At 53.3% G+C, this 17,792-nt stretch carries 19 protein-coding genes; 13 read left to right on the top strand and 6 right to left on the bottom strand.

The features are described 5' to 3' along the window. The first annotated feature begins 15 nt into the window (after positions 1 to 15). On the top strand, positions 16 to 585 hold the full coding sequence (locus IAE55_RS16765) for a general stress protein (RefSeq protein WP_438822498.1): 570 nt from the start codon (positions 16 to 18) through the stop codon (positions 583 to 585). A gap of 43 nt (positions 586 to 628) precedes the next feature. Here the strand turns inward: IAE55_RS16765 and IAE55_RS16770 are convergent, their stop codons facing one another. Together IAE55_RS16770 and IAE55_RS16775 are read right to left on the bottom strand one after the other, a co-directional pair. After that, positions 629 to 916, bottom strand: a complete 288-nt coding sequence (locus IAE55_RS16770; RefSeq protein ID WP_145156812.1) for a hypothetical protein — start codon at positions 914 to 916, stop codon at positions 629 to 631. Then, entirely contained in the window at positions 870 to 1,163 is a 294-nt protein-coding gene (locus tag IAE55_RS16775) for a hypothetical protein (protein ID WP_200633299.1), read from the bottom strand. The genes IAE55_RS16770 and IAE55_RS16775 overlap by 47 nt, the downstream gene beginning before the upstream one ends. Before the next feature lie 336 nt (positions 1,164 to 1,499). Here IAE55_RS16775 and IAE55_RS16780 point away from each other — a divergent pair, with 336 nt between their 5' ends. The 5 genes from IAE55_RS16780 to IAE55_RS16800 all read left to right on the top strand — a co-directional run bounded on the left by IAE55_RS16780 (position 1,500) and on the right by IAE55_RS16800 (position 6,091). After that, positions 1,500 to 1,889, top strand: coding sequence for a DoxX family protein (locus IAE55_RS16780; RefSeq protein WP_145156814.1), 390 nt, complete (start codon positions 1,500 to 1,502; stop codon positions 1,887 to 1,889). Positions 1,890 to 2,041: 152 nt separating this feature from the next. Next, positions 2,042 to 2,818, top strand: coding sequence for a pirin family protein (locus tag IAE55_RS16785; RefSeq protein WP_145156815.1), 777 nt, complete (start codon positions 2,042 to 2,044; stop codon positions 2,816 to 2,818). Positions 2,819 to 2,984: 166 nt separating this feature from the next. Then, the gene (locus IAE55_RS16790) at positions 2,985 to 4,148 is read left to right on the top strand and encodes an acyltransferase (RefSeq protein ID WP_186381834.1); all 1,164 of its coding nucleotides are present in this window, start codon (positions 2,985 to 2,987) and stop codon (positions 4,146 to 4,148) included. A gap of 548 nt (positions 4,149 to 4,696) precedes the next feature. Beyond that, on the top strand, positions 4,697 to 5,059 hold the full coding sequence (locus IAE55_RS16795; protein WP_076169519.1) for a helix-turn-helix transcriptional regulator: 363 nt from the start codon (positions 4,697 to 4,699) through the stop codon (positions 5,057 to 5,059). A 27-nt stretch (positions 5,060 to 5,086) separates the two neighbouring features. Further along, positions 5,087 to 6,091, top strand: coding sequence for a Gfo/Idh/MocA family protein (locus tag IAE55_RS16800; RefSeq protein ID WP_145156817.1), 1,005 nt, complete (start codon positions 5,087 to 5,089; stop codon positions 6,089 to 6,091). A gap of 107 nt (positions 6,092 to 6,198) precedes the next feature. On the opposite strand, the gene IAE55_RS16805 is transcribed toward IAE55_RS16800, so the two are convergent. Then, the gene (locus IAE55_RS16805) at positions 6,199 to 6,768 is read right to left on the bottom strand and encodes a TraR/DksA C4-type zinc finger protein (protein WP_076167840.1); all 570 of its coding nucleotides are present in this window, start codon (positions 6,766 to 6,768) and stop codon (positions 6,199 to 6,201) included. Positions 6,769 to 6,873: 105 nt separating this feature from the next. Then, positions 6,874 to 7,848 carry a cation diffusion facilitator family transporter gene (locus tag IAE55_RS16810; RefSeq protein ID WP_200633300.1) on the bottom strand — a complete coding sequence of 325 codons (975 nt, stop codon included), beginning with the start codon at positions 7,846 to 7,848 and terminating at the stop codon, positions 6,874 to 6,876. A gap of 269 nt (positions 7,849 to 8,117) precedes the next feature. Between IAE55_RS16810 and IAE55_RS16815 the strand changes: the two genes are divergently transcribed. From IAE55_RS16815 to IAE55_RS16845, 7 genes are all read left to right on the top strand, one after another. Beyond that, positions 8,118 to 8,495, top strand: coding sequence for a DivIVA domain-containing protein (locus IAE55_RS16815; RefSeq protein ID WP_076167836.1), 378 nt, complete (start codon positions 8,118 to 8,120; stop codon positions 8,493 to 8,495). Positions 8,496 to 8,627: 132 nt separating this feature from the next. Then, positions 8,628 to 9,188, top strand: a complete 561-nt coding sequence (locus IAE55_RS16820) for an AAA family ATPase (RefSeq protein WP_145156819.1) — start codon at positions 8,628 to 8,630, stop codon at positions 9,186 to 9,188. Between the two features lie 196 nt (positions 9,189 to 9,384). Continuing rightward, on the top strand, positions 9,385 to 9,786 hold the full coding sequence (locus IAE55_RS16825) for an RDD family protein (RefSeq protein WP_105443556.1): 402 nt from the start codon (positions 9,385 to 9,387) through the stop codon (positions 9,784 to 9,786). Between the two features lie 273 nt (positions 9,787 to 10,059). After that, positions 10,060 to 13,239, top strand: coding sequence for a bifunctional cytochrome P450/NADPH--P450 reductase (locus IAE55_RS16830; protein ID WP_200633301.1), 3,180 nt, complete (start codon positions 10,060 to 10,062; stop codon positions 13,237 to 13,239). A 111-nt stretch (positions 13,240 to 13,350) separates the two neighbouring features. Further along, positions 13,351 to 14,169, top strand: coding sequence for a GNAT family N-acetyltransferase (locus tag IAE55_RS34270; protein ID WP_145156821.1), 819 nt, complete (start codon positions 13,351 to 13,353; stop codon positions 14,167 to 14,169). A gap of 75 nt (positions 14,170 to 14,244) precedes the next feature. After that, entirely contained in the window at positions 14,245 to 14,697 is a 453-nt protein-coding gene (locus IAE55_RS16840; RefSeq protein WP_145023129.1) for a GNAT family N-acetyltransferase, read from the top strand. Positions 14,698 to 14,715: 18 nt separating this feature from the next. After that, a complete protein-coding gene (locus IAE55_RS16845) occupies positions 14,716 to 15,495 on the top strand; it encodes a class I SAM-dependent methyltransferase (RefSeq protein WP_200633302.1) in 780 nt (259 codons plus the stop codon). Positions 15,496 to 15,510: 15 nt separating this feature from the next. Here IAE55_RS16845 and IAE55_RS16850 read toward each other — a convergent pair whose 3' ends face one another. Then, complete coding sequence (locus IAE55_RS16850; protein ID WP_145156823.1) at positions 15,511 to 16,596, bottom strand: GerAB/ArcD/ProY family transporter; 1,086 nt, start codon at positions 16,594 to 16,596, stop codon at positions 15,511 to 15,513. A 55-nt stretch (positions 16,597 to 16,651) separates the two neighbouring features. Beyond that, positions 16,652 to 17,788: a Ger(x)C family spore germination protein gene (locus IAE55_RS16855; protein WP_145156824.1), complete on the bottom strand. Its 1,137-nt coding sequence runs from the start codon at positions 17,786 to 17,788 to the stop codon at positions 16,652 to 16,654. Between the last annotated feature and the right edge of the window lie 4 nt (positions 17,789 to 17,792).

Raw genomic sequence — 17,792 nt, forward strand, 5'->3', positions numbered from 1 at the left:
GAATGGAGGGTGAACATGATGGATCATGGCAAAAAAATTGTTGGCGTTTTTGAGAGTGAGCAGGAAGCGTCCCGGGCGATCACCGAGCTGCAGGATTTCGGTTTCCCGCCTGAGGATATTTCCGTCGTAACGAGGGACCGGGAAGATTTGCAGACGATTACGGAAGATACCGGTACGAAGGCGCCGGAAGGCGTGGCCGCTGGTGCAGCCACAGGCGGTATGCTCGGCGGTGTGGCCGGACTACTGGCGGGGATCGGCGCACTGGCCATCCCTGGAATCGGGCCGATTCTTGCGGCAGGCCCGATTGCCGCAACGCTAGCCGGTGCTGCGGTAGGTGCGGGTGCCGGCGGACTCGTCGGCGGCTTGATCGGCCTGGGCATTCCAGAGGACGAGGCCAAAGAGTACGAAACTTATGTGGATAAGGGTAAAATTTTGGTCATCGTCGATGCCAAAGGACGCGACCGTGACATCTACGACGTGTTCAACCGAAACCGTTCGCTGAATGCCGAGCGCTATAACAGGGATCTCGGGCTGGTGACCGACGATACCGCTTCCTTGACCGATAACGATCACATTCGCCCGTAATGGCATAAAAAGACGGCTCCTTCAGGGGGGCCGTTTTTTACGTTTAGACCATTTTAACGGCCTTATAAGCCCATTTCAGGTCCTGCTCCCACTGCGCCGAATCGTCCGGCAGAATCCAGGCTTTACGGACGCAGTACTCCGTAAGCCGCTGCAAAAATTCAATAGCCATTCGCAGCTCGTTGGCTATACTGTCCTGAATAAGCGGCGAATTTTCAAGCAGGCACTGGGCGAGGATCGAGATCCGGACTTGCGTATCCTGCATCAGATCGGCTGCAATATATTGATCATTGAGCGCCTTTAGGCCGGTCAGGCTCTCCAGGAGGGGATTCATGGTCGTCACCTGCTTGGAATGAGGATGAAATCGCTTGGGTTTGCCGGTAAAAAACGTCGTGGAGCTGTTCGAGCAGCGATTTGCGCATTTGGGCGCTGATTTTCAGCAGATCGATGAGAGCGGGGTCGGAAACGAGCTGCGCCAAAGTCTCAGACTTTATGATACCCAGCGTCTCATGCCTGATCAGTTTTTGCAAGGAGGCGTTCGGAGCGGGACTTCCGGCCATCTTACGGCTGCTGTCCATCATTGCACCCCCTGTCTTTTTTGGAATATTGTTGTCTGGATCTTAAGAAGCTATGCATCGGATAGATTCACTTTGTTTAGACTCCTAAGGACGCGAAGAAAATTGTAAATCAGGTGTTGACAAAAAACGAATTATGAATTATCTTAAAGTTAAGATATTTACAAAACAGAAATGAGGCTGATCTAATGCAGCGGTTATGCCGATATTAGCGGGTTGAATGAAGGAAGTTTGTTAGAAGTTACTGCGGAGAGTTGGCAGTTTGGATAAGGATGCTGCTTTTTTTTAAACTATTATCTCAATATTAAGAAAATTAAATTTAAAAAATGGAGGATGTTAAAAATGGTTGCATGGGGATTGTTGATTATTCGTTTGGTGATTGGACTTACGTTTGCCGGGCATGGCGCGCAGAAGCTGTTCGGCTGGTTTGGCGGAGGCGGCTTAAAAGGGACAGCCGGGTGGCTCGCATCGATGAACTTGAAGCCGGCTTTCTTGCTGGCGCTGATTACGGGGATCTTTGAATTTGCAGGTGGATTGCTGTTTGCTGCTGGGGTCTGGACTCCGCTTGCGGCCATCATGATTGCTGTAACGATGATCGGCGCCATCGTCACCGTCCATGGCAAAAACGGATTTTGGGCGACCTCGAACGGGTTTGAGTATAATCTGATCCTGATCGCAGCGGTCGTCGGCGTGGCATTGACCGGTCCGGGTGCATACAGCCTGTTCCAGTAAGGACAGCTATCGTAAAATATATAAGTGTGGTGGTCGGGTGTGTATACTCCATTGAATTGGGTGTTTCGTGAGTAACGGATACGCAAGTCAATCATTTAGATGAATCGTGATTGATGTAAATTTAACACAAGGTGTGAAAGGATGGGATGATCATGCATGTACGGCGCTATTTGCCCTCGATGCAGGGACGCGGAGAATTTGACGGAGGAAAGATCACAGAGCAGAAGCCAATCGGTTTCCCTGGGGAGGGATCGGTCATTAACCGGATCGGCCCTCTGTTTTATTGGGCATGGGCCCACACTCCGGAGGAAGGACATATTCCTCTTCATCCCCATTTTGGATTTGAAATTATGACGTACGTCATCCAAGGAAAGGCTGAACACGGGGATTCCCTCGGTACCCGCAGCATGGTTGGTTCCGGCGGAGCCCAGCTCATCCGGGCGGGGTCCGGAGTCAGCCATGAAGAGCGTCTGATCGGTCCGGACATGGAGAGCTTTCAAATTTGGTTTGAGCCGGATCTGAAAGTATCGAACAAGCGGGAACCGTCTTACGAGCAATGGGAGCACGAACAGTTTCCGGTAACGGAAACCGCCGGCGGCACCGTGAAGCAGATCGTAGGGGGAGACGCTCCGCTTAAGCTCAGCGTGGATGCCGGAATGTGGGACGTTCAGCTGGAAGCTGGCAGCACCTACAGCCACTCCCTTCGCAAGGGCCGATCGCTGACCGCGCTCGCGCTTCAGGGCGGCGGCCACTGGAGCGGTGAGCTTCCGGGCGTACATGACGAAACGTTTGATCCGCGCGACTTTATGCTGCTGAGCACAGATCATGACGAAGAAATCACGGTTCAGGCCCTGGAAGGCCCGCTTCGGATGCTGCTGATTGAAGTTCCGGAACGCGTGGATTACGCGCTGCTCCCTAAACGCTATTAACGATGCGGCCTCGGTACGTATTATCAGCCAGGCTGTAAGTTCCAAAGAACGCTTTGCCAATTCTTTCTGGCAGGCGTTCTTTTTTTCGTTTAGGATGGAAAAGGGTAAAGTAAAGAAAATGAGCTGTGGTCAGGAAAGTGACCTTTTTAAGCACCAGGAGGAAGGTATGTCAAAGAAAGCGAGAATACAGGAAATAGAACTGCTGCGGGGGCTGGCCTTCTTGGCTGTGGCCATGCAGCATGCGATCGCCCACTACTCTATCGTCGGCGGGGTGGCAATGGAGGATGGGGTAATCATGACGCTGCTGCTGATGGCGGCTAAGTTTGCGGTGCCCGTTTTCATTTTCATCACCGGGATGGTGCTGTTCTACAATTATGACGGACCGCTGCGGTACGGCATTTTTATGCGAAAAAGGTTCAGCGATGTACTGGTTCCCTACATCTTGTGGTCGGCTGTTTATTTTGGCATCAGTCAGCAATGGAACTTCGGGTCTCCCGAACAATGGGGGAAATGGGCGATGATGCTGTTCACCGGTAAGAACAGTTATCATTTATGGTACGTGGTCATGATCTTGCAGTTTTATTTGCTGTTCCCTGTCTTTCGGATGCTGATCCGCCGGATTATGCAGGCTGCTCCGCATCGATTGTGGACGGCCCTGCTGGTGCTCAGCGGTTTGGCTTATCTGGTGCTGCTGTACTTCCGGCCGGATATCAGCGCCCTGCTGACAAAAGCGGATATCCCGTTTCTGACGCCGTTTTTTACCGCTTACGCCGATCGCAACTTCGTCTACTTCATGTTTTATTTTATTCTTGGGGCGGCAGCGGGGATGTACCCCGAGCGGTGGAGATGGGCGGTAGAGAAAGGCGGAGTAATTTATACGGCTGTTTTTTTGATCTTGTTCGGATATTTTACGTATAAGCTGGTGGCCAGCTTCCAAACGGTGGACGGGCTGAACATAAATTTTAATGCAGTTTCGCTGCTGCGTCCGTTGATTGCCGTGTTTCTGGTAAGCTCGGTTTTCGTCATTTACAAACACGCGCTCCAATGGACTCGTCAGGCAGGTCCGCGGGCGCAGCGGGCGATGTCCCTGCTCGGTAAATATTCGTACGGCACTTATCTGGCTCATGCCCTCATGCTGCGCTATACGTATTCCTTTGATGCCTGGTGGTTTGCCGGATGGAACGTGGCTGTGCGGATGCTGATGTCTTTCATCATTTGCGTGCTGCTGTCTTATCTCCTCATCGTGGCATTATCTTACCTGCCATTCGGCAAGTGGACGGCTGGGGTCTCTTCCTTGAGAAAAAAAACAAGCCCGCCAAAAGCAGCCTGATTCCAGTAAGCTGATCCAGCGATCCACCAACGCGAGTGGACAAGCATCCCAACAGCCCGGCATCACCAGCAATAAATCGCACCTTGCGACCCAATCGCTTAAACCCCTTGTATCATCAAAAAACCTTGAATTCTCAAAAAGCCTTGAGTTCTGCCCCGGCGGATCCAAGGCTTATTTATTTGCCAACCTCATCATTATACAATTTCAACATATGAAAAATTCACAATAGAATAAACCCAATACGTACCGAATCTTGCACCTTTGGAGCCATTCTGCCATGCCCCGCGTACTTAACTCATCCAGGTCCATGGTAAAAAGGAAGGCCCCGAACCGACTTAGACCGTTCCAGACCGATCTACTCTGATCCAGAACGGACCGGGAAAACGGTTCAATCCCGTTCCACGGTATTCTCAGTAAGCCCGTTGTATTAAATTTTCGCAGATTCTCCCAAAGTGAAACCTTCATGCTATGCGATTTGGAAAATAGTCGTTTATAATGGAGGTAAATTGGTTAATGAAGGAAATAGGGAAGAAAGCGAGGAAGCTGGCATGGCCTTTATGATTGCCCAGCGGGCATTTATTAAAGCTTACCTGATTACGATGGTGGAGCAGCACCGCGGATATGGTTATCAGATGCTGGAGGAGCTGAGACAGGAGTTTAAGAGCTACGGCTATTCTCCACCGCAGAGCGAAATTTACCGTGCCCTGCACGAACTGGTGCAGGAGGGCATTTTCTACCGGACCAAGCAGCTGAAGGGCAGCGATCCGCGGGTGGATTTTCAGGAAATCGTATTGTACCACTTTACGGACGATGGAGCCGAGAAGGCCAAGCTGTATAAAAAACAGGTCAAAACCGATCTGGACCGCTGTCTTGGCATTCTGCACAAGGCGGTTAACGACAATTACCAATAAGACCCGGAAGGGAAGGAGGCGTAGGGGATGCAGGAAAAGCTGCGTTTTGGGGTTTTAAGCACGGCCAGCATCGCGAGAAGCGCTTTTATTCCCGGCGTCCAGAACGCCAGACGCGCCGAGATTGCGGCGGTGGCCAGCCGGAATTACGGCAAAGCCAAAGATACAGCGGAACAGTTTGATATACCGAAGGCGTATGGAACCTATGAAGACCTGCTGAAGGATCCCGACATTGATGCGGTCTATATTCCACTTCCCAACCATTTGCATAAAGAGTGGACGATCAAGGCGGCAAAAGCCGGCAAGCACGTGCTGTGCGAGAAGCCGTCTGCGCTCAGCCCCGAAGAAGCTTCCGAAATGGTCGAAGCATGCAGGGAAGCGGGGGTGATTTTCTCCGAAGCATTTATGTACCGGTATCATCCGAAGCATCGCAGGGTCCGGGAAATCATCGAGGAAGGCGAGATCGGCCAGATCCGGGCCATTCACGGGTGCTTCACGTACAACCACATCGAAAATAAGGAGAACGTGCGGTACAAAAAAACGATGGGCGGCGGGGCCATCTATGATGTTGGCGGCTACCCGATTTCGGCGGCTCGCATGATTCTAGGCGAGGAGCCGCTGGCCGTGTCGGTTCAGGCGCTGTTTTCGGAGGAACACGATCATGTGGACGTCATGGCAACCGGGTTGGTGGAGTTTCCGAACGGCGTCGGGCTGACCTTTGACTGCGGCATGTGGGCCGCGCCCCGGTGCTCGCTGGAGATCGTCGGCTCGCAAGGACGGATCGAGCTGCCGGTTGCATTTGGCTGGGAGCAGAGCGAGGAGCCGGCCCAGATTATCGTCCATGTTGGGGATCAGCGGCGGGAGGAACGCTTCGGTGTGCTGAGCCATTTCATGCTGGAGGCCGACGCCTTTGCCGCAGCAGTATTGGACGGAACGCCGCTCCCTTATCCTCCGGAAGATGCGGTACGGAACATGAAGGTTGTGGAAGCGTGCCTGAAGTCAGCCGAGACGAAACAGAAGGTCTTCCTGCAGTAAGTGTTCATCTGCAAGCGCTCAGGGAGGCGAGACACAAGTCACAGGACAATAAAAGCCCCGGGTTCTCTGGTGGAGATCCCCGGGGCTTCGGTTCGTGTGTACAGGCTTTACATGCCTTCATCATAATCGGTGACGTCACGCTTGGCTGCCATGGCCGGCGTGTTAGACGTGCCGTACTCTTCGACGGACTCCCATGCGTCCGCATCATCAAAACGGCCGTCATAGCGCTGCCGGTTCTCCCCTGCGCCGGATGGCGGCGGAGTGATCACCTCTTCTTCGACCGGCCGGTCGCTGCTGACGTCCCGATTCGGCGTATGCTCCACGCAATAAGCGGTGTACGGGATCGCCTGCAGACGCTCGAACGGAATGTCCCGGCCGCATTCAACGCATTGGCCGTACTCCCCGCGGTCCATGCGCCCAAGGGCGCTGTCGACCTGTTCCAGTTCATCCTGCAGCGTGTCGTTGACGGCCAGGTCCCGGCCACGTTCGAACACCTCCGTGCCGACATCGGCGGGGTGATTATCGTAAGAGGACAGCTCGCCTGTGGAATCGGCGAGCGAGTCGCCCAGCAGGGCATTGTCCTCACCATTCGCGTGAAAGTGGTGTTCCAGCTCCTTTTTGCGTTCCAGCAGTGCTGATTTGAGCTCCTGCTGCTGATCATGGGTTAAATGACTCATGGATAAGACTCCCTTCTGACAGTAGAATAAGGTATCTGTACTCTTTCCTTACCCCAAAGGCGTCGGGAGCAATCATGCCGTGTCCGTCAGCTCCAGCTGAACAGTCTAGACGGTATCCGTTCCGTCCAGTGCGCAGGGCAGATCGCCGATCTCGAGCTGTAAGGTGGTATGGCCGATGCCGAATTGCTCGCGCAGCTCGGCGGCTGCCTGCTGCAGAAGTTCATCGCCATTGCAGGGCTCCGTCACCACGAGATGTGCCGTGAGCGCCGTTTCCGTGGTGCTCATGCCCCAGATGTGCAGATCATGCATGCTTTTGACCCAGGGCAGGGAAGTCAAGTAGTTTCGGATGGCCGCAATGTCTGTGCCCGGAGGCACGCTGTCGAGAGCCATGTTAAGCGAATCCTTCAGCAGCCCCCAGGTGCTGATGCCGATCACAAGCACAATCATCAGACTGACGACTGGGTCGACCCACAGCCAGCCCGTTGCGGAAATGACGATCCCTGCGATGACTACGCCGAGCGATACGCCGGCGTCCGCAGCCATATGCAGAAACGCCCCCCGGACGTTCAGATCACCCCGGCGGCCGGAAACGAACAGCAGCGCCGTCAAGGCGTTGATGAGGATGCCGACAGCCGCCACCCAGATGACGTCCACGCCGTCGACCGGCTGCGGGTGGATGAGGCGGCTGATCGCGCCCCAAGCGATGAGGGCGATCGCCGCGAGCAGGAACAGGGCATTGAAGAGGGCGGCGAGGATGGAGGAACGGCGGTAACCGTACGTGCGCAGCTCCGTCGCTTTCTTTCGGACGAGGAGGCTGGCGCCCCAGGCCAGCACGAGTGCGAGGACGTCGCTTAAATTATGTCCGGCATCGGCTACGAGCGAAAGGGAATGGCTGATCAGGCCATAAGCCGCCTCCAAAATGACGAAGGCCGTGTTGAGCACGATGCCGATCAGAAAGGCGCGGTTATAATCTGCCGGTTCGTGTGCATGCGAATGCGAGTGTGAGTGTGAGTGTGAGTGTGAGTGTGAATGTTGGTGAGTGGTTGAGTGGGAATGATGGTGATGATGACCGTGTGCCATAAGCGGCTCCTCCTTTTGAATACAAAGCAAATTGCATCCATGTCTTAATTAACATTAACATATGAGCATCTATTCATATAATAACATATTTCACGCTTGTGTCAATTTGTGCCATCCTTTAGGATGGCCATTTTTCTTTGGAACATTCTCCAAAAAAGCGGGGAACGGTTTTCATCCTTAGCAAGGATGTGATATAAAAAATATAGGGTGTGGGAGTAATACAGGACATCCTCCCTTTGCGGGGCTAGAGATTTGGAGGTATTCGTCAAATGGATGAACATATGCAGCGCCGATTGGATAAACAGAAGAAGCTGTTCAAGCAGCTGGGCATTCATCTGGATGCACTTTCCATCCATGAAAAGGTGTTCAGCAACAAGCTTCGGGGTTACGATCCGGAAGAGGTGGATGCCTACCTGGATGAAGTCATAAGCGATTACGAGCGGTTTTATGCGATCATTTCCGATCTGATGGATAAATGGCAGGAGCAGCAAATCACGCTGCGCGACTTGAAAGCAGGCTCACGGCCGGAACCGGACCGTTTTGCCATCGATCCGAAGGTGATAGAGGATATCGTATTGAAAATGGAGTACAACCTTAGACAGCTCAAAAGCAAAATCAGGCCGGATCCTGACTTTTTCGTCGATTAATCCATTACATACAGACATACTGCGAGAGCCCTACCGAATAACATGGACAGAAATCCTGGTTCGGAGGGCTTTTTATGTTTGCGTTCCTGTTGAATTCATCCAACCACGCGAAATGTAAAGGAGAGGGACCGTATGAAATTCATCCTTATTTTTGGCCCGCAGGCCGTAGGCAAAATGACCGTAGGACAGGAGCTCGAAAAAATAACGGAGCTGAAGCTTTTTCACAACCATATGACGATTGAGCTGGTATCGCCGTTTTTCAGCTACGGTTCGGAAGCCGGGAAACGGCTGGTTGGATTGTTCCGGAGGGAGATCTTTGAAGAGGTTGCCAAGAGCGACCTGGCCGGCCTTATTTTCACGTTTGTTTGGGCGCTGGACATGAAGGCGGATTGGGATTATGTGGAGGAGGTCTGCGGTATATTCGAATCGAGGGGCGCGGAAGTTTTTCTCGTGGAGCTGGAGGCTGATCTAGATGAACGGCTCTCCCGCAATCTTAGTCCAAACCGCCTGCAGCATAAGCCAACGAAACGGAACACGGAGTGGTCCGAAAATGAGCTGAAGACATCGATGGAAAAATACCGGCTAAATTCATATGATGGCGAGATCGAGCGGGAGAACTATTTGAGAATCAACAATACGGATTTGAGCGCAGAAGAAGTGGCGCGCCAGATTAAGCATGAATTCGGGCTATAGTTTTTCACTACGGCCACAAGCTGACGCAATCCAGTAAACTTTTTCTTCTCCGTGACGTTCTTTAAATATAAGCAGCATATTGCTGGAAGGGCGCATGGAAGAAACAATGGTCATGCCGTCGCATAAGTAAAGAATGTACCGCCAAAGCGCCAGAGTACTATGAATAAAACTTGGGGTACGAGAAGGAGGAGGCGGAATGAATCGGAATGCTGGTTTTTGGATCAGGGTTGGGGCATCGCTGGTGGATGGGCTGCTCGTCGGCTTGCCGATCATGATTGTGGTGTGGATGATTACGGGAAAATGGGGAAACGAGGATTGGATTTCCGATACGATCAGCGGTTTGTATTCACTGCTCGTGCCCGTATTCTGGAACGGTTATACAGTGGGCAAAAGGATATGCAACATCCGGATCCGCAAGGTGAGCGATCACCAGCCCCCTGGAATCGGGACCATGCTGCTGCGGAACGTCGTTGCCGGCCTCGTGTATGGTCTTAGCTTAGGCATCTGCGTGATCATCAGTGCTTTTATGGTGGGGCTGCGTGAAGACAAACGGTCGATTCATGACTTTATTGCCGGGACGGAAGTCGTATATGACTGAACAATGTCCTGGCTGAAAAGTAACAGGAAGCACGCCGCATTGCCGGTGAATTCCGGACCTCTGGCTGATGTGCGGGACAATCATATCATGATAGGGTAAAAGGTAGGATAGGACAGCGTTGTCAGGCGTAAGCAGCCGCAGCCGTCAAATCCTCCTTTTTTCTTATGAAATGACCGGATTACTATTTTGGTCAGTCGGTATTCTCGGGACGGTTAACGGTCCGCTGCGCGGGCTGGATTAAAGAGAAAAAACAGGATGATGGAGGGAATAACCATGACGCAAACCATTCAGGTGCCACAACCTAAAACCTACGGACCTTTAGGCAATCTGCCTTTGCTGGATTCCGCCGCACCGGTGCAATCGTTGGTGAAGGTCGCCGCGGAGCTCGGACCGATCTTTCAGTTCCAATATCCCGGCGGCCGCAGGGAGCTGTATGTGTCCGGCCATGAATATGTGAAGGACGCCTGCGACGAAAAGCGTTTTGACAAAAGGATCTGGGCTCCGCTGCAGAACGTGCGCGCATTTGCCGGTGACGGCCTTTTTACGAGCGCAACCCAGGAACCCAATTGGAAAAAAGCCCATAACATTCTGCTGTCCAGCTTCAGCCAGCGGGCCATGCAGGGTTATCATACGAAAATGCTGGATATCGCCATGCAGTTGATTCAAAAATGGGGAAGGCTGAACCCGGACGAAACGGTGGACGTTCCTGCCGATATGACCCGGCTGACGCTCGACACGATCGGGCTGTGCGGGTTTAGTTACCGCTTTAACAGCTTTTACCGGGAAAACAATCACCCTTTTATCGATGCGATGGTACGGGCGCTAGACGAAGGGATGAACCAGCTTCACCGGCTGGGCATCCAGGATATGTTTATGATCCGGAAGAAGCGGCAGTTTCAAGAGGATATCCAGACGATGTTTTCACTCGTCGATGAACTGATCCGGGAACGCAAGGCGCATGGCGGGGATGAGGATGACCTGCTTGCACATATGCTGGACGGTGTTGATGCAAATACGGGGGAGCGGCTGGATCATGAAAATATCCGCTACCAGATGATCACGTTCCTGATCGCTGGGCATGAAACGACCAGCGGTTTGCTCTCCTTTGCGATCTATTTTCTGATGAAAAACCCCGATAAGCTGCGCAAGGCCGTGGAAGAAGTTGACCGTGTTTTGAAAGATCCCGTACCGACGTATCAACAGGTAAGGGATCTGAAATATGTCCGGATGGTTCTTAGCGAATCCCTGCGGTTATGGCCGACAGCACCGGCTTTCTCGCTGTACGCTAAAGAAGATACGATGATTGGGGGAACCTATCCAATCCAACAGGGCAACAGCGTGACGGTGCTCATTCCGGGACTTCACCGAGACGTGCGCGTCTGGGGCGATGACGTGGAGGTATTCAAACCCGAGCGGTTCGAGGATCCTAGCAAGGTTCCGCATGATGCGTATAAGCCGTTCGGCAACGGCCAGCGGGCGTGCATCGGCCAGCAGTTCGCCCTGCAGGAAGCCACGCTGGTGCTGGGGTTGGTGCTGAAGTATTTTGACCTGGCGGACGCCGGCCACTACGAACTCAAGGTTAAAGAGACGCTTACGCTAAAACCGGAAGGATTCCGGATCCGTGTCCGCAGCCGAAAAGGCGCATTGATCCCGGTGGGTTACGGCAGCGCCGAGACCGTAGAAGCCGCTGTCAGCGAATCCAACAAGCCGGCTTCACTGGCTGCAAATGAACATCATACGCCGCTGCTTGTCCTGTACGGCTCCAATTTGGGCACCGCGGAAGGCATCGCCCGGGAGGTGGCTGACCGCGCGAGGTACCAGGGATTCGACAGCCAGGTCGGTCCCCTGGACGACTATGCCGGCGCGCTTCCGAAGGAGGGGGCAGTAATTATCGTAACGGCGTCCTATAACGGCCAGCCCCCTTCCAACGCCAAGTCGTTTATGGAATGGCTGGAAACCGCCGATCCTTCCGCCTTCCGGGACGTCCGCTACGCCGTATTCGGCTGCGGGGATCACAATTGGGCCAGCACGTACCAGCGGATCCCGCGCCTGATTGATGAGCAGCTGGCCGCCAAAGGGGGAAATCGGCTCCTTCCGCGCGGGGAGAGCGATGCCAGCGGCGATTTTGAACGGGAAGTGGACGACTGGACGGAGCGCTTATGGCCGGATTTGATGCCTGCGCTGGGACTCCCGGTCTCGCACGTCCGCGACACCAAGCGGAGCACGCTGTCGCTGCGCTTTGTCCAGGGCGTGGCAGCCGTGCCGCTTGCGGAGACCTACCACGCCGTATCCGGGCGGATCGTGCGCAGCTGCAATCTTCAGCACGCAGACAGCGGAAGGGTCACGCAGCACATCGAAATTGCTCTACCGGAGGGTACGGCTTATCGCGAAGGGGATCATCTGGGCGTGCTCCCGGTCAATTCTGAGCCATTGGTGCGACGGGTGCTCCGCCGATTCCAGCTGGACGGCTCGGCGCACCTGATTCTGACGGCAGACGGAAAACACAGCGCTCACCTGAAGACAGGAGTGCCGATCCGGCTGGACGAACTGCTGGCACGCAGCGTCGAGCTGCAGGAACCGGCCACCCGTGCCCAAATTCGGGAGCTGGCATCGTACACGGTATGTCCGCCGCATGCTAAGGAACTGGAGGCCATGCTTGAGGAAGGCGCGTTCCAAACCAACATTCGGGCGAAGCGGGTTACGATGCTTGACCTGCTTGAGCAGTATGAAGCCTGCGAGCTGCCGTTTGCGCGTTTTCTGGAGCTGCTGCCGGCGCTCAAGCCGAGATATTACTCCATCTCCAGCTCGCCCAAAGTCAGCCCAGGTACAGCCAGCATTACAGTCGGTGTCGTTCGGGGTGAGGCATGGAGCGGTAAGGGAGAGTACTGCGGTATCGCCTCCAACTACCTGGCCGTACAGGACCCTGGGGCCGAAGTGCTGATGTTCGTCCGATCTCCTGAATCCGGCTTTGTGCTGCCGGAGGATCCCGCTACACCGATGATCATGGTAGGGCCGGGCACAGGCGTGGCTCCGTTCAGAGGCTTTATCCAGGCGAGACGGGTCCTGCAAGCGGAAGGAAAGGCGCTGGGCGAGGCTCATCTATACTTTGGCTGCAGACATCCGGAGCATGATTACTTGTACCGCGGGGAGTTTGAGCAGGCGGAAAAGGACGGCGTAGTGACGCTTCATACGGCTTTCTCCAGAGTGGAGGGCACGGATAAATGCTATGTCCAGCATCTGATGAAACAGGACGGCGAGCTGCTGCTGAAGCTGCTCGAGGCTGGGGCTAAGCTGTACATTTGCGGCGACGGCTCCCGGATGGCACTCCAAGTAGAAGAGACGCTGATGGGCTCCTATAGGGACAAACACAGGGCGAGCCCTGAAGAAGCAGCCGGGTGGCTTGCCGGGCTCGAATCGGCAGGAAACTATGTGAAGGACGTATGGGCAGGTTGAACTCCCGGCGGTCGGATTTCGGGGCATGCCTCATTTTACTGATTGCTTCCTTGCTGTCCGCAAATATATGATGAAAGCGAAGGTAAGGACGATCAGGAAGGGGCAAACCAGGTGAATTATGAAATCAGAATCGCGAGCACGGATGAAATAGAGCTCGTTCACCAGACGATGATGCTGGCTTTTGAAGAATATCGGGGCCGGCTCCATCCGCCCTCAGGTGCCTTGTCGGAGAATACCGAAACGATCCTGAACAAAATCAGCGAACATGGGGGCGGGGCCCTTCTTATTTGGTCCGGTGACAAGCCTGTAGGCTCGGCGCAGTATTTCTTCCGAGAATCCTTTTTGTACGTCGGGAGGCTATCTGTCATTCCCGAGGCCCGCGGCCGGGGATTGGGCAAGGCCATCATGAAGCATTTCGAGAAACTCGCTGCACAGCTTCGTTATTCCGAGATCCGGCTGGGGGTCAGGTTGTCGCTTCCAGAAAACCTCCGGTTCTACCGGAAGCTGGGCTATGAAATCGCTGAGGAGCATGAATATCCTGAACGAACGGATGGCTGGTACATCATGAGCAAACAAGTGGGGAGTGAACACGGTATGATCAGCAAAGACAACGCGGAGCATTACGTATGGGGGAACGATTGTGACGGATGGCGGCTGGTTGATGAAGAGACGGTTAGCATCATTCACGAGCGAATGCCGCCGGGGACAAGTGAGCAAAGGCATTATCACGCCAGAGCGGGGCAGTTTTTCTTCGTGTTGTTTGGCACACTCGATATTGAAATCGAAGGTACGGTGCATACGTTATCTGCCCATCAGGGAATGAGGGTGCAGCCGGGAGCGGTGCACCAGGTCATGAACCGATCGGCGGAGCCGGTCGAATTTATGGTCTACTCCCAGCCTAATTCGCGGGGGGACCGCACGCTTGCTTAGGATTACGAATGGATCGGCCATATCACAGACAAGTAATACACGATGAGGAGGAAGCATACGATGTCCCAAAGAAGCATTACGATCCGGGAGGCGGGACTCGAGGACCTGCACGAGCTTGCCGCCATTTTTGACTTATACCGGATATTTTATGGTCAGGAGACGGACGTTGAAGGGGCGGCCGCCTTCTTGTTCGAACGAATGGAGCATAGGGAATCGGTCATCCTGATCGCCGAGGATGTGGAGCAGGGCCGGATCGCCGGGTTTACCCAGCTGTATCCGGCGTTTTCCTCCATCTCCATGAAACGTTCCTATATTTTGAATGACTTGTATGTTCGGGAGGAATACCGCAGGCAGGGAATCGCCCGGCTGCTGCTTGAAGCGGCCAAGGGGTACGCCAAGCTGGCCAGGGCGAAGGGGCTGTCCTTGTCCACGGCGGTTACGAATGTACGTGCCCAGCAGCTGTACGAACAAAGCGGATATGTTCGGGACGAACAGTTTATCCATTATGATTTAACAACCCTGGATTAATTAAGGGAGGGGATATCGATGGAACCGTCTACGCAGGATTTCTATGACGGTATGGCAGAGTCATACCATTTGATTTACGAAGATTGGAAACGTACGGTGACTAATCAAGGGAAATTCTGGGGCCAGTGGGTCCGCTCCCGTTTTCAATCTCTCGGAAATGGCCGAATTCGGCTGCTGGATGCCTCATGCGGCATCGGAACGCAGAGCCTGGGGCTTGCCCAGTATGGATTCGACGTGACGGCGACGGATCTTAGTCCGAATTCTGTGGAGCGGGCCCGTCAGGAAGCGGAAGCCATGGGACTGTCGATCCGATTCGGAACGGCGGACTTCAGGACGCTCGAGCAGGATGTTGCCGGCACCTTTGACGTCGTCTTTACCGCAGACAATGCGGTACCTCATTTACTTACGGACGAGGACCTGCTGAGCGCATGCCGGCAATTTTACAACAAATGCGCTCCGGGCGGGATGGTCATTATCACGATCCGCGACTATGACAGCCTGATCCGGGAACGGCCCCGCGCTACACCCCCTAGAATTTTCGATGATGGAAAGCGAATCGTGTTTCAGGTGTGGGATTGGTCGGATGACGGAACGACATATACGACCCGGCAGTTCATTGTGCAGGATCATCTGGGGACGTGGAAGACGGAAAGCTATACAGCCGTGTACCGGGCAGTTCAGCGAAGCGAGCTGAGCAACTTTTTGCAGCTGGCTGGATTCCAGCGTGTGGAGTGGTTTATGCCCGAGCAGTCCGGTTTTTACCAGCCGATCGTAACTGCGACCAAAATCGAGGCGTGAACGGAGCGAACTGACTCAGTTTTTCGCCATTTTTCTCTTCATGACCGTTATCATCCACAGAAGCAGCGGAATGGCAATCGCGCAGACCGGGATGACAATCCGCTCCCATAGCATCTGGAGCGTGACGATGGTCGCTTCATTCTGAATCAACAGCGCGATGATGAAGATGGCCGGTGCACTAAACCACATAAGTTTTTTCCAATTTTTGATCGGAAGCCACTGAGCCATCTCATAGCTTGTGATAAACAAGTAAAGGGATATTTTGGCGAACACGCCAAAGATCCAAATGAAGATCACGAATACATCAAGATTCTGAATAAAGTTCAGGATGTTAATGGAGCGGACCAGCATAAAATACGAAAACCTCAGCTCTTTTGACACATGAGGTCCAAATACAAGCAGCACCATGATCGTGGCCAACATGACCATGATGGCGGCGAATGCAACGCTGGACAGTGCTTTGGCATAAGCTTTTTTATAGCTGGATATAAACGCTAGGAGGACCAGCAGCATAAATGATTCCCCGAAAAAAGAAGCGGGCGGCAGCGACGCCTTGAAAATCTCCTGCAAGCTTGAATCCCCGACCACCGGCAGGATATGGAGCAGCTTTACGTTGGTGACGTTCAGCAGGAAGCTGATGATTAAAATAACAAACGTCACGGGCCCTGCCATTTCGCAAAATCGGCCGATACCGGTTATCCCGCTGATACCGGTCAGATAAATGGCCAAAGTCAGCATCATGACCATAAGAACCCAGACGGGAGTCCGGTCCAGGATCGTCAGATGGATGAAATCCGCAAAGGCGCGGAGCACATCCCCGGATAACAGAAGCCAGGCAGCGAAATATGGGAGGATGACGATTCTTCCGATCCAGCCGCCAAGCAGTTTCCGGCTGAATTGTGTCAAGGTTTGTCCGGGATGGAGAAGGCTGACATGGGTGACCAGATAAGTGATGGCCAACCCGATACCGCACGCAACGATGATGGATATCCAGGCGTCCTGTTTGGCTGTTTCGATGGCAGGCGACACTCTTAACCAGACGGCCATGACGACTTCCACTGTGCTTAAGGTCCAAAAGATTTGCGATCCGGTCAGCTTCATAGCTTCTCCTCCTTTCTGCGAATGTGACTTCAGCTTTCTTATTGATTCTAATACCCTACAGTGAAGAATTGGTTTGACCCGGATCCCTGTACCGGAGATGAACCGAAACGGTGATCGGCAGCTCGGGGAACGACTCGTGCCAATGCGGTCTGATCGATTTCCATTCCCGAGGGTGCTGCTTGTGTATTTGTTCCCCGATTCCAAAAATATCGAGTTTATATTGGTGCTGCGCCTTATCGACCAGTTTGCGGACCGTATCCTCTGCTTTCTGGCTGAATTTATTCTGTATTTTTATGAGATCTTCGTCCTTCGAAGGATCTAACGAAGAATTGTTTTCGACTATACTTCCGACGCCATGAAGCGAGATATAAATTTGAGGCATGTGCTTAACCATTTTTATCTGCGTTCGGTGCTTTAGGGATTGTAATTCTAAACTGATGGTGTCGTTTCCCTTTCCGATGGAAGTGGTGACCATGAGTTTTTTTTGCTTACCCATCATCCAGTTATCATACATCGATTCTTCCGGATCTAGGTAACCGATGAGCTTGAGTCCATGATCTTTGTCCAGAATAGCCGAGCCGGCGTATACATACCCTCGGGAAGGATCGGCTTTGATGGAAGGCACGATCGGCTGGGTTCCTTCGCTGAGGGCATCGCATAAAAACATCCGATAGTAGTAGGGCTTTATGCCAAGGGAGTACTCCTGGCTGCCAAGTGTCGTACTAATGAAAGGGTCAAACGTAGGCTCGGCACGGATGACTTCTTTTGCCGTTCCATCCTTAACAACGAGTATAACGGAACGAATTTCCGATTTCGGGTTGCGAATGATCATATCGAGATATTTATCCAATCCCTGTTCGGCCATACGATGACCGATTAGAATTGTTTGTCGATGAGCATAAAATAAGGATCGCGACAGCTCAGCCTGCATATGCTGCCCGGCATCCATAAAATTCTTTCCTTTCGCGCTTACGACCGTAAATGTGCTTTTCTTGCCCGCACCCGTAACCTGGCTGCTGCCCAAACCCGCGGGTACAGCGATTTCGGAACTTATCTCCAACTCCTTGTCCTCGGTCATGTCCATTCCGACGCCGATAATAAAAGCACGCTGGTTGGGTTCCTTCAGGTTCCAGCAGCCCGTGGTTGCAGCCACGAGGAACAATAAGCAGAAAATAATCAAGATTTTTTTCATAGGT

This window comes from Paenibacillus sp. S28, from assembly GCF_016624415.1.
Lineage (GTDB): Bacteria > Bacillota > Bacilli > Paenibacillales > Paenibacillaceae > Paenibacillus_AQ > Paenibacillus_AQ favisporus.